The organism is Kineosporia succinea, from assembly GCF_030811555.1.
GTDB classification, from domain to species: domain Bacteria; phylum Actinomycetota; class Actinomycetes; order Actinomycetales; family Kineosporiaceae; genus Kineosporia; species Kineosporia succinea.
Map to the genome: position 1 here is coordinate 1,316,200 of NZ_JAUSQZ010000001.1, position 12,720 is coordinate 1,328,919.

Annotated in this window: 7 protein-coding genes; 2 read left to right on the forward strand and 5 right to left on the reverse strand. The window is 71.8% G+C overall.

The features are described from left to right. Positions 1 to 139: 139 nt before the first annotated feature. Together J2S57_RS05915 and J2S57_RS05920 are read right to left on the reverse strand one after the other, a co-directional pair. Entirely contained in the window at positions 140 to 1,819 is a 1,680-nt protein-coding gene (locus J2S57_RS05915) for an LCP family protein (RefSeq protein WP_307239193.1), read from the reverse strand. Positions 1,820 to 2,155: 336 nt separating this feature from the next. Then, on the reverse strand, positions 2,156 to 3,319 hold the full coding sequence (locus J2S57_RS05920) for an acyl-CoA dehydrogenase family protein (RefSeq protein ID WP_307239195.1): 1,164 nt from the start codon (positions 3,317 to 3,319) through the stop codon (positions 2,156 to 2,158). A 62-nt stretch (positions 3,320 to 3,381) separates the two neighbouring features. Here J2S57_RS05920 and J2S57_RS05925 point away from each other — a divergent pair, with 62 nt between their 5' ends. Beyond that, positions 3,382 to 3,900, forward strand: a complete 519-nt coding sequence (locus tag J2S57_RS05925; RefSeq protein ID WP_307239198.1) for a DinB family protein — start codon at positions 3,382 to 3,384, stop codon at positions 3,898 to 3,900. A gap of 43 nt (positions 3,901 to 3,943) precedes the next feature. Here J2S57_RS05925 and J2S57_RS05930 read toward each other — a convergent pair whose 3' ends face one another. After that, positions 3,944 to 4,930 carry an LLM class F420-dependent oxidoreductase gene (locus J2S57_RS05930; protein ID WP_307239200.1) on the reverse strand — a complete coding sequence of 329 codons (987 nt, stop codon included), beginning with the start codon at positions 4,928 to 4,930 and terminating at the stop codon, positions 3,944 to 3,946. A 59-nt stretch (positions 4,931 to 4,989) separates the two neighbouring features. Further along, a complete protein-coding gene (locus J2S57_RS05935; protein WP_307239202.1) occupies positions 4,990 to 6,786 on the reverse strand; it encodes an anthranilate synthase family protein in 1,797 nt (598 codons plus the stop codon). 611 nt (positions 6,787 to 7,397) lie between these two features. On the opposite strand from J2S57_RS05935, the gene J2S57_RS05940 reads away from it, so the two are divergent. Next, a complete protein-coding gene (locus tag J2S57_RS05940) occupies positions 7,398 to 8,732 on the forward strand; it encodes a UDP-glucose dehydrogenase family protein (protein ID WP_307239204.1) in 1,335 nt (444 codons plus the stop codon). A 57-nt stretch (positions 8,733 to 8,789) separates the two neighbouring features. Here J2S57_RS05940 and J2S57_RS05945 read toward each other — a convergent pair whose 3' ends face one another. Beyond that, the gene (locus tag J2S57_RS05945) at positions 8,790 to 12,677 is read right to left on the reverse strand and encodes an ATP-dependent helicase (protein WP_307239206.1); all 3,888 of its coding nucleotides are present in this window, start codon (positions 12,675 to 12,677) and stop codon (positions 8,790 to 8,792) included. Positions 12,678 to 12,720 lie beyond the last annotated feature (43 nt).

Genomic DNA, 12,720 nt, shown 5'->3' on the forward strand with positions numbered 1-12,720 from the left:
TCTCCCCTCAGACGCCTCTGATCAGGCACGTCCAGAACTGGGCGGCACAGAATGTCACAGCAAAGTTATGCGCGTAAGGGAGGTCACGGACGGGCAGTTCGCCGTGCGTGACCGGTGTTCCCTTTCCTGCCAACCCAACTCAGCCCGCGGCACACACGGAGCGCACATCCACCGCCGCGCTCTGTGATGACGCCGTGGCCGTCCCGGTGCCTTCACCGCTTGCGGACGCGGTGGTCGCCCGCGGCGTCGCGGTCGCCTCGGGGGTTTCCACCGGTGCGGTCGCGGCCGGGACCACCGGGGCCGCCGGGGCCGTGGTCGCGGCGGCGACGGTGCGCCCCTCCAGGTGCGCGACGGTCGACGCCACCTGGCGCCGGACCTCGGCGAAGTCAGGGTGTTTCGGCACGATCAGCGGCGGCACGAACTGCACGCTCTCGATCGTGGTCCGCTTCGCCCCGGTCGCCAGCTTGAGGAAGGCCGGCAGCCGCTTGGCCGGGATGTCGGTGGCCACCACCTTCGAGCCGGCCGAGGCGATGCCCTGGAAGTTGCGCAGCACGGTGGCGGGGTCGAGCTGGTTGACCATCGACGTCATCACACAACGCTGGCGGGCCATCCGGTCGTAGTCGCTCGTGCCCTCGCGGGACCGGGCGTACCAGAGGGCGTGGTAGCCGTCGAGGTGCTGCTCACCGGTCTCGATCCAGCCGTGGATCTTCGAGGTGCCGCCCCCGATCGGGGTGCGCGCCTCGACGTTCATGTCGATGCCGCCGACCGCGTCGATCAGCTGCTCGAAGCCCTGCAGGTCGATGATCACGTAGTAGTTGACCTTGAGCCCGGTGGCTCCCTCGACGGCCTGCATCATCGCCTCGGCGCCGGGGTCACTCACCCCGGGGAAGAGCGACGGATTGTCGTTGCCGTACTTGTAGATCGCGTTCAGCAGGCAGTCGTCACCGCAGTCGTAACCGTTCGGCCAGGCCTTGGCCGCGGGGGTGCCGGCCGGGAAGGGCACGTTCTGCATGTTGCGCGGCAGGCTGAACAGGGCCGTGCGGCCGCTCTTCTCGTCGATGCTGGCCAGGTTGATGCTGTCCGGCCGGGTGCCCACCCGGGTCGGCCCGGTGTCACCGCCGAGCAGCAGCACGTTGTAGCGCCCGTCCACCGCGGCCGAGTCCTTGCCCGAGCCGAACACCCCGGACAGCAGGTCGGCGGCGGCCCACACCCGCTGCCCCAGGGCCAGGGGCAGGACGAGCATCATGAGCATCAGCAGGGCGGTCAGCAGGGCGATCCAGCGCCGGGACTTCGGGGTCAGCTCCGGGGCCTGGCCGATGCGCCAGGCGTCGAGCAGCAGCAGCGGCCAGAGCAGGGCACCGGTGAAGAACACCGCGGCCAGCGGCCGGATCACCCACTGGTGCGTGAACAGGCCGAGCACCCAGTCGCGGTTCACCAGGGCGGCGCACACCATCAGGCCGGTGACGATCAGCGCGGCCGCCCAGACCCGCAGCGACACCCGTGCGACCGTCATCCGCACGCGGCTGAGCAGGGCGTAGTGGCGCTCGGAGGGACCGGCCACCACCTGGGCCGAGCCGGGGGCGAGCAGGGTGAGGGCGAGAAGGGTCAGCGAGCGCCGTACCCGCAGCGCGCGCAGGGCCGGGTCGGGCGACCGCCGGGGTGGACGCGGCCCCCGGGGAGGCGGTCCTCCCCCACGACGCCGTGGTTTCGTCGTCCGCCGTTCGTCGAGCCGGGCCACCCGCAGTCGCGGGGGTGCATGACGAGTTCCCGTTCCGGGGCGCGCCGAGCGTCGGGCGGCCGGTGATCGGGAGACGGACATCGCCACAGTATTGCCCTGTCGAGCACCCGGACCCGTGGATTGCAGCCCGACGTGTCGCGTGTTCACCGGCATTCGGGGACTCATGACACGTCTTGCCACGTTGCCAGGAGCCACTTCTCGGGTTCACGGGCGGCAAAAGGTGTGTGCCCCCGACGGGGGGCGGGGGCACACACGGGCAATCGTAGCCGTCACGGACGGACAGGGACAGGGCATGCCAGAGGTAACTCGCGGCTCATCCCTATCGGGCGGGTGATCGTCTTTTGCCTGGTCGGACGGCCCGGCGGCCGGACGGAACACTGAACCTGATTCGCATGATCGTCCCGGCACGCCCCGCGGTCAGCGCAGCAGCGCCCGGGCCATCACCAGACGCTGGACCTGGTTCGTCCCCTCGTAGATCTGGGTGATCTTGGCGTCGCGCATCATCCGCTCCACCGGGTGGTCCGAGACGTAACCCGCGCCGCCCAGCAGCTGCACCGCGTCCACCGTCACCCGCATCGCCACGTCGGAGGCGTGGCACTTCGCCGCCGCCCCGAAGAACCCCAGGTCGGGGTCGTTGCGCTCACTCTTGGCGGCGGCCGCGTAGACCATCTGCCGCGCCGACTCCACGGCCATCGCCATGTCGGCCAGCATGAACTGCAGCCCCTGGAACTCGGCCAGGTGCTTGCCGAACTGCTTGCGCTCCTTCACGTAGCCCACCGCGTAGTCGAGGGCGCCCTGGGCGATACCGACGGCCTGGGCTCCGATCGTGACCCGGGTGTGGTCGAGCGTGCGCAGAGCGAGTTGCAGCCCCTCGTCGGGCTTTCCGACCAGCCGGTCGCCGGGCAGGCGCACGTTGTCGAAGTGCAGCTCACGGGTGGGACTGCCCTTGATGCCGAGCTTGCGCTCCTTGGCCCCGACCCCGAACCCCTCGTCGTCGGCCTCGACCACGAAGGCGCCGATGTTGCGGCCCCTCCGCCCGTCCGGATCGGTCACCGCGAGCACGGTGTAGTAGCGGCTCTCACCGGCGTTCGTGATCCAGCTCTTCTGGCCGTTGAGCACCCAGTCGTCACCGTGGCGCACGGCCCTCGTGCGCATGCTGGCGGTGTCGCTGCCGGCCTCCCGCTCGGACAGGCCGTAGGAGAACATCGCCTCGCCGGTCGCGACCGGCGTCAGGTACTTCTTCTTCTGCTCCTCGTTCGCGCCGAGCATCAGCGGCAGCGTGCCGAGCTTGTTCACCGCCGGGATCAGCGAGGTGCTCGCACAGGCCCGGGCGACCTCCTCGATCACCAGGCAGGTGGCGAGGGCGTCGGCGCCGACCCCGTCGTAGGCCTCGGGGATGTGCGGGGCGTGGAAGTCGCCCGCCTTCAGCGCCTCGTACGAGGCGCGGGGGAACTCGCTCTTCTCGTCGGCCTCGGCCGCGTGCGGCGCGATCTTGTCGTCACAGAGCTCCCGCACGGCCGCCTGGAGCTCGCGGAGGTCGTCGGACAGCGCGAAGTACGGGAAATCAGCAACGTCGCTCATGGATCGAGCGTAATCACGGATATTCGTTGGCGCTGCCCCTGGAGCGGGACGAAAATCGCGGCATGTCTTCGTGGATCTCGCCGGCGCCGCCCGTCCTGCCGGAAGACGGGGTGGGGCCGCTGGTGGGTCCCGACCGTCCGATGCTGGAGGGCTACCTCGACTTCTGCCGGGCCACCCTGCTGAACATCTGCGCCGGGCTGACCCCCGAGCAGCTCGCCGCCCGCCCGCTGCCGACCTCGATGTCGTTGCTCGGGCTGATCCGGCACCTGACCAAGGTGGAACGGGTCTGGCTGCGCATCCGGGCCGGTGGTGAAGACGTGCAGAACCCGTTCACGGTGGTGGACGAGGACTTCGACCGGGCCGACGCCTCCGGGGCCCAGCTCTGGTGGGAGACCTACGTGCAGGAGTGCGCGCTCGCCACGAAGGCCGCCGAGGACGTGTCGTTCGAGCACACCGTGGAGGTGCGCGGCCAGGTGCTCTCGCTGCGCATGATCTACGTGCACCTGATCGGGGAGTACCAGCGGCACAACGGTCACGCCGACCTGATCCGGGAATCGCTGGACGGCGTGACCGGGCGCTGACCGCTGACGCCGGGGCGTGTGCCACAGGGTCTGCGGTGCGGCCTTACGACAGGGCCGGGACGACTTCCTTCTGGAACAGTTCGACACCGCTGAAATCCGTTGCGACCTCCGGGAAGTACGTGATCGCGTACTCCATCCCGAGCCCCTGCACGGCCTTCAGCTTCTCGACGACCTGCTCCGGAGTTCCCACCAGCCCGGCCGCGAGAACGTTCTCCACAGTCTTGTCCACCGCGTCCGGCGCCAGGAACTGCCGGTAGCGCTCGCGCAGCCGCGTCACCCGCTCGGACACCTCGGCCTCGTCCTGCCCGATGATCACGTTGAAGTTGCTGCTGCGGGTGATCTCGCCGAAGTCGCGGCCCAGGTCACGGCAGTGCCCGGCGAGAATCTCGGACTTGCGGGTGAACGTCTCCACGTCACCGCCGAAGTTGGTGTACGAGGCGTACTTGGCGGCGATGCGCAGCGTCTTCTTCTCGCCGCCCCCGGCCACCCAGAACGGGATGCCGCCCGCCTGCACCGGCCTGGGGTAGCAGAGCGCACCGTCGACCTGGTAGTGCTCGCCGGAGTAGGTGGCGACGCCGTTCTCCCAGGCCTGCTTCATGATCTCGACGCCGTCGGCCAGCTGGCCGAGCCGGTCGCCCGCCCCCGGGAAGCCGTAACCGTAGGCGTTCCACTCGTGTTCGTACCAGCCCGCGCCGATGCCCATCTCGACCCGCCCGGCCGAGATGTGGTCGATCGTGGCCGCGACCTTGGCCAGGTACATCGGGTTGCGGTAGCCCATGCACGTGCACATCTGCCCGAGCCGCACCCGGCTGGTGGTGGCCGCCAGGGCCGACATCAGCGTCCAGGCCTCGTGCGTGGCCTCGTCGGTGGGCACCGGGGTGGTGTGGAAGTGGTCGTAGACCCAGACACTTTCCCAGGGCCCGGCCTCGGCCAGCTGGGCCACCCGGAGCATGGTGGGCCAATGATCGCTGACGTCGACCCCGACCAGGTCGAGCCGCCAGCCCTGCGGGATGAACAATCCGAAGCGCATACGGTTCACCCTACGGCCCGCAGAGGCCTGGCGGCCCGGCCCGAAACGTCAGAATCTCTTCACATCGGCACGGCCTCCACGTCGGCGAGAAGTGACCCGGTCCCGGTCAGGCGGGCCAGTTCGGCGGCCAGGATCGGGCCGCCGTCGGTGGTGAGCACGCTCTCCGGATGGAACTGGAACCCGGCCAGGTTCCGGGCCCGCAGCGCCGTGACGAAGGTGCCCGCGTCGTCCGTCGACAGCGTCACCCCGGCGGGGGGTTCGCCGGGCACCGGCACCGCGAAGCTGTTGTAGAAGCCGACGTGACGTTCGGTCCCGAACAGGTCGATGCGGCGCTGGCGGCCCTGGTCGGGCGCGGGCAGGCGCTGGACGCCGAGTCCCAGGGCCAGGGAGACGATCTGGTGGCCCAGGCAGATGCCGAGCGTGGGCAGGCTGACGGCCAGGCGGGCGTGGGCGAGCGAACGCAGGGCACGCATGCGGCGGTCCATGATGTCCCGCGGGTCGCCGGGGCCCGGGCCGATCACGACGGGCGCGGACGTGGTCGCCAGCTCGTCACCCGCCGGTCCCGCCAGATCCTCCCAGGGGTGCTCGGTCACCTCGAACCCGTTGCAGCGCAACAGGTGTCCGAGCATGGCGGTGAAGTCGTCCTCGGCGTTGACCACCAGCACGCGGCCGTTCACGGGCGCCGTCGCGGCCGGGGGCCGCAACCAGTGCGTGGACAGCGTGTGGTTGCGGGCGGCGAGCAGGTCGAGCAGGCGAGCGCCGGTCGGGTCACCCTGCGTCGTGGTCGATCCGGCCGGCGAGCGTCCTCCGAGGCCTTCGGGCCGGGGAGACGTCCCCAGCGGTGGTCCGGTCAGCGCCGACAGAATCCCCTTCGACTTGGCCCGGGTCTCGGCCAGTTCCGCATCCGGCCGGGATCCGCGCACCAGCGTGGCTCCGGCCGGGATGCGCACCGTGCCGTCGGGCGTGATCTCGGCCGTTCGGATGAGGATCGGCGCGTCGAGGCGCTGCTGCCCCTGGGCGTCCCGGTCGATCAGGGCGAGAATGCCCCCGTAGTAACGCCTTCCCCGGCGCTCGTGGCGGGCGATCACCCGGCAGGCGTTGCGGATCGGGCTGCCGGTGACCGTGGGCGCGAACAGGGTGGCGGTGAGGATGTCGCGGACGTCGGCCGTGGCCCGGCCGTCGAGCACGTACTCGGTGTGGGTGAGGTGGGCCATCGGCTTGAGCAGGGGGCCCGAGACGCGTCCACCGTTCTCGGTGACCGCGGCCATCATCTTGAGCTCCTCGTCCACCACCATCGCGAGCTCGTCGCGCTCCTTCACGTCGGCGAGGAACCGCTCGAGGGCGACCGTGTGGGCGGACTCGTCGGCGAACCCGCCGGACGGGTGCCGGAGCGTGCCGGAGATCGGATTCATCGTCACCACACCGTCGTTCAGGCTGACGTGGCGTTCCGGCGTGGCGCCGACCAGGGTGGTGCGGGGCGTGTGCAGCAGGAAGGTCCAGTAGGCGTTCTGCTCACCTTCGAGCAGGCGCTTGAGGACGCCGAGAGCGGCTGCCGCTCTCGGCTCCCGTTCGGTCTCGATGCGTCCGGTCAGGCTGCGGTGGATGACGAAGTTCGAGCCCTCGCCGCCGGCGATCTCCTGGGAGAGAACGTCTTTGACGGTGCGCTCGTAGGCCGCGTCGGGGACGTCGTAGCCGGTCTCGCGGAAACTGTGCGGGCCGTCGGGCAGGGCGGCGACCAGCTCGTCCAGGTTCACCCCGATCCGCTCGGTGACCTGCAGCACGAGGATCGGCGTGCCGTCGTCGACCACGTCGAAACCGCGCTCGGCGATCTGCCGGAAGCCGATGGCCGCGAGCACCGGATGCTGCTCGTCAGGGGCCTGCGGTACGTCTTCGATTCGCGTGACCTCCGACCCCTCGCCGATGAGTATCTCGACTCTGGTGGGGTTTTCACCCGGACGGTGCAGCACGGCGAAGGCGGGAGCGGCCCGGAGACGGGCGACGAGGCCGGCCGGACCGGGGTTCGGCGCCGGGCAGTTCCCACCCACCCGGGGAGTCGCGCCCGACCGCGCCTGCGGTTGAGCCGGGTGCAGCCCGGGGGCGAGCGGCTCCGGTTCCGGCGCCGGGCAGTCCCCACCCACCCGGGGAGTCGCGCCCCCCTGTGCCTTTGGATGACTCAGGGGCAGCGTGGGTGCATCAGCCGGCTGGGTTCCACCCAGGGGTCCGGTGTGCTGAGAGCTCATGGAACGACCTGTTTCTGCCAGGGCGCCCGTCGGGGTCGCGCCGTGGCACAAACGCCGACGGCCGCCTCGACGAGGCGGCCGCGAAAGGGAAGGAGCTGAACGCGAGATGGCCGCCGGTCAGGCGGGCCACCAGAAGTTTCGCGTCGAACTCATACGTACACCGTATCGCATCCACCCGGCATCCACGTGGACGCGTGCGGGACTCGTGCCCCCGCTACCCTCTGGCCATGCGTCTATCAGTGATGGGGTGCGGTTACCTGGGCGCCGTGCACGCGGCGTGCATGGCCGACTTCGGCCACGAGGTCGTGGGGGTCGATGTCGACGAGCGAAAGATCGCCGACCTGACCCAGGCGAAGGCCCCGTTCTTCGAGCCCGGTCTGCCCGAACTGCTGCAGCGTGCCACCGGGTCGGGGCGGCTGGCGTTCACCACCGACGTGTCGCGGGTGGCCCACACCCCGGAAGCCCCCACCGTGCACTTCGTCTGCGTCGGCACGCCCCAGCGGTCCGGTGAGTTCGCCGCCGACACCAGCTACGTCGACGCCGCGGTGCGGGCCCTGCTGCCTCATCTGCAGCCGGGCGACCTGGTGGTGGGCAAGTCCACGGTCCCGGTGGGCACGGCGGCGCGTCTGGCCGCGATGATCTCCGAGGCCGTCCCCGGGGCCCTGCTGGCGTGGAACCCGGAGTTCCTGCGCGAGGGCCACGCGGTCGACGACACCCAGCACCCCGACCGCATCGTCTACGGCCTCCCCGCCGACCCCGACGACGCGGCCCGGGCCAAGGCCATGCTCGACGAGGTCTACGCCAGCCCGATCTCCGAGGGCACCCCCGTGCTCACGTCCGACTACGCCACGTCCGAGCTCGTCAAGACCGCCGCCAACGCCTTCCTGGCCACCAAGATCTCGTTCATCAACGCGATGGCCGAGGTCTGCGAGGCCGCCGGGGCCGACGTCTCCGCCCTGGCCGCGGCGATCGGCCACGACGACCGGATCGGCCCGAAGTTCCTCGGCGCCGGCCTCGGTTTCGGCGGCGGCTGCCTGCCCAAGGACATCCGCGCGTTCATGGCCCGCGCCGGTGAGCTCGGCGCCGACCAGGCCCTGACCTTCCTGCGCGAGGTCGACGCGATCAACATGCGCCGCCGCACCCGCATGGTCGACCTGGCCCGCGAGGTGCTGCAGGGCTCGTTCCTCGGGCGCAAGGTCGCCGTGCTGGGCGCCGCGTTCAAGCCCGAGAGCGACGACATCCGCGACTCGCCCGCGCTCAACGTGGCCGCACAGATCCGTCTGCAGGGGGCCGAGGTGGTCGTGACCGACCCCGCCGCCCTCGAGAACGCCCGCCGCGCCTGGCCCGACCTGCACTACGAGGACAAGGTCGAGGTGGCCTGCGACGGCGCCGACGTGGTGCTGCTCCTGACCGAGTGGAAGCAGTACAAGGCCATCGACCCGGCGCAGCTGGCCGGCATCGTGCGCCAGCACAACGTGCTCGACGGCCGCAACGCCCTCGACCCGCAGCGGTGGCGCAACGCCGGGTGGACGTACCGGGCGCTGGGTCGCCCGCGGGTCTGACGAGCGCCCGGGGAGAGCTGCCCGAGCGGCTCTCCCCGGCTGTCCCGGCCCCGGGCGTCAGACCTCCTGGAAGAGCAGTTCCTCCAGGGCCGATTCGTCGTACAGGTCGACCGGCCGCACCGTGCGCCCGGTCGAGGCGTAGAAGAACGCGGCACTGACCTGCTCGAGCGGGATGCCGTGCAGCCTCGACCAGGCCAGGCGGTACACGGCCAGCTGCACCGAGAGCGCCTTCATCTGCTCGTGCCCGGGCGGGCGGCCGGTCTTCCAGTCGACCACGTCCCAGGCGCCGTCGGGCCGGCGGAACACGGCGTCGATGCGGCCTCGCAGCACCACCCCGGCCACCGGCGTCTCGATGTTGACCTCGACCGCCTCGGCCGTGCGCTCGGCCCACTCCGAGGCCAGGAAGTTCGCCTGCAGCTCCTCGAGTTTCGCGTCGCCCAGGTCGAGGTCGTCGGCGCCCGGCAGGTCGTCGATGTCGACCAGGGCCGCGGCCCCGAACCGGCGTTCCAGCCAGGCGTGGAACGCGCTGCCCCGCCGGGCGTGCGGACTCGGCTGCTGCGGCATCGGCCGACGCAGCCGCTCGGCCAGGGCCTGGCGGTCGGCGGCCAGGGCCACCGCACGGGACGCGGACAGGTGCGTGGGCAGCCGGACCGTGAGCTCACCGCTCGCCTGGGCGTCACGCTCGGCCAGCAGGACCTCGACCTCTCGGGCCCAGGCGGCTTCCTCGGTGGTCTGCGGCTCGGGCACGGCCTGGAGGGTGGTCTGCGCCTCGGGCACGGCCGGGAGGGTGGTCTGCGGCTCGGGCACGTTCGGGAGGGGAGCCACCTCACCCGCCGCAACCGTGCCCGAACCGGCCTGCCCCAAAACCGAAGCAGCACCGGAGTCCGCGCCACGACGAGGCCCGGCCCCCGCGAACCCGTCGAGATCGTCCGGCGGCGGCTCGAAGTCGTCCGGCGCCCAGTCGTCGCGCGGCAGCCAGTCTTCTCCCGGGGCCCAGCCCACCTCGGTCACCCCGAACTCGGTGACCCGGATCTCGGACGCCCCCAACTCCGACGCGTCCACCTCGACCGAACCCGGGTCGTCGACCGACGCCGGGGGCACCTCCCCGGCCCGAGGGGTCAGGGCGACCGCCATCGGCAGCCCGGCCTCCGACGGCGACCCGGGCCGCACATCGGGCAGCACATCGGGCAGCACATCGGGCAGTGCCCGCGTTCCGTAGGCCCGCCGCCGCTCACCGCTGAGCGCCTCGATCGCCCGCCGCACGAGTTCCGCACCGTCTTCGACGGTTTCGCGGCGCCCCTCGAGCGGATCCCCCCACACCGCGGTGCGGCCGTCGACCGCCCGCGGGTTCTCGGCCCCCTCGTCGGGCTGGTCGTTCCACAGCCCGACGGCGATCTCGTCACGCGGCGCGCGCTGCAGCAGCTCGCGGATCTCGACCATGAACCGCGACGGGATGCGGGGTTTCACGCCGTCACCCCAGATCGCGCCGGTCAGGAGCAGTGAGTCCTTGGCCCGGGTGGTGGCGACGTAGGCCAGGCGGCGTTCCTCGGCCACCTCGTGCTCACCGCAGTACTCCATGAACCGTTTGAGCTCGAGATCCAGCTCGTCCTGCGTGGTGGCGCCGCGGTAGTTCCACTGCGGCAGGCCGGACGCGTCACCGCGCAGGGGGAACGGCACCGCGCCGATGTCGTTGAGCCAGCCCTTCGAGCGTTTCGGCGGCTGGCCGTTCTGCCCGGCCGGGAACGTCCCCTCGACCATCCCGGTGACCGCGACCACGTCCCACTCCAGGCCTTTCGAGCCGTGCACGGTGAGCAGCTGGATCGCGTCCTCGTGCTGCTCGACCACCCCGGCGTCGAGACCGCGTTCGCGCTCCTCGGCGGCGGTAAGCCAGCCCAGGAACGTGCCCAGCGTGGGCCGGTCGCCGCTGTCGGCGAACTGGGCCGCGACATCCGCGAACGCGTCGAGATGGGCCCGGGCCGCGGCCGGCGAACGGTTCGGCTGGGCCGCCACCTCGACGTCGAGCAGCAGCGCACGTTCGGCCTCGAGCACCAGGTCGGGCAGCGGCAGCGCGAGCCGGCCGCGCAGTCCCCGCAGCACGACCGACAGCTTCTCGAGCCGGTGCCGCCCCTCGTCGGAGAGTTGCTGCCCCTGCGGCCCCTCCCAGCCCGGTTCGGGCAGCGCGTCGAGCGCGTCGACGATGGACTGCTCGTCGACCGAGTCGTGCTGCACCGCCAGGTTCGCCGGCAACTCGAACTCACGGTTGCGCCAGCTCGCCGCCAGCTCCCGCGACCAGGTGCCGAGCCCGTCGAGGTCCCGGGCCCCGATCCGCCAGGCCGGCCCGGTGAGCAACCGCATCAGGGCGTCGCCGCGCGTGGGGTCGTGCACCACCTCGAGAGCCGCTCGCAGGTCGGCGATCTCGGGCACGTGCAGCAGCCCGCCCAGGCCGATGACCTCGACCGGCAGGTTGCGCCCGCGCAACGTCGCCTCGATCAGCGGGAACTGCGCCCGGGCCCGGCAGAGCACGGCCACGGACTGCCGCGAACCGTCGTCCCGCTTGCGGTGCCAGGCGTGTTCGGCGATGTCGGCGACCGCCCGGGCCTCGTCTTCGAGCGTGGCGTGCCACTCCATGCGCACCCGCCCGGGACCGGCGTCGGGCCGGGCGGTGAGCGGGTGCACGTCGACGGTGAGATCCGGGTCGCCCCAGACCGGCGTGTGACGCAGCGGGGCCGCGAGCTCGTTCGCGACGGCCAGGATCGCGTGGTCGTTGCGCCAGCTCGTGGACAGGTGACGGGTCGCCGCCCGCCCGCCGTCGGCCGCCGGGAAGTCCAGGCCGAAGCGCTGCAGGTTGCCCGCCGAGGCACCGCGCCAGGCGTAGATCGACTGGTGCGGGTCGCCCACCGCGATCACCGGGTGCCCACCGCCGAAAAGCTCCTGCAGCAGCACCACCTGGGCGTGGCTCGTGTCCTGGTACTCGTCGAGCAGCACCACCCGGAACCGCTGCCGCTCCACCGCACCGACCTCGGGCCACTCCCGGGCGAGCCGGGCGGCGAGCGCCACCTGGTCGCCGAAGTCGAGCACCTCGAGCTCACGCTTGCGCCGGTCGTAGGCCTTGACCAGGGGAATCAGCGCACGGCGGGCCTGCATCCGCCCGGCGATCTTGCCGACGTCACCCTTGGGTTTACCGGGCCCGGCGTCACCGGCGCTGCGGGGCAGTTCGGCCACCCGCTCGACCACCGACTCGGCCAGCGCGTCGATGCGCCCGGCGTCGAGCAGATGCTCGGCCAGTTCACCGGCCAGCCCGAGCACGGCGTCGACCACGGTGCCGCGTTTCAGGTCGACGCCGGTCATGTCGCCGTCCCAGCGCTCGACCAGTTCGTCGACCAGCTGCCAGCTGCCAGCCTCGCCGAGAAGCCTTGCGCCCGGCTCGATCCCGAGTCGCAGGGCGTGGTCGCCGAGCACCGCCGCGGCGTAGGCGTGGTACGTGGACACCGTGACCGGCCGCGACTCCGGCGTCAGCCCCTTGCGGTGCAGGGCGCGCAGCCGGGCGCGGATGCGTTCGGCCAGCTCACCGGCGGCCTTGCGGGTGAAGGTCAGGCCGAGCACCTCGTCGGGCTCGACCATGCCGTTGGCCACGAGCCAGACCACGCGCGCGGCCATGGTCTCGGTCTTGCCCGACCCGGCGCCGGCCACGACCAGCATCGGCTCGAGCGGCGCCTCGATCACGGCCACCTGTTCGGCGGTGGGCTGGGGGCGCCCCAGAGCCTGTGCGATGGCGGACGCGGAGACGACCCGTTTCGGTCGCACCCGGGCTTGCGGACGCGCGGACGGCGCGGGTGCCTCGAGGAGCGGTATGTCGAGGTCGAGTCCCAGCTGCTCGTCGGCGGGCGGCGTCGGCCGGGAGTCCGGCCGCCGCTCCGGGGAACCCGAACCGGACTTCCCCACCATCGAATCCACCGAATCCGGCGAGCCCGGCGGCCCCGACGCGTCC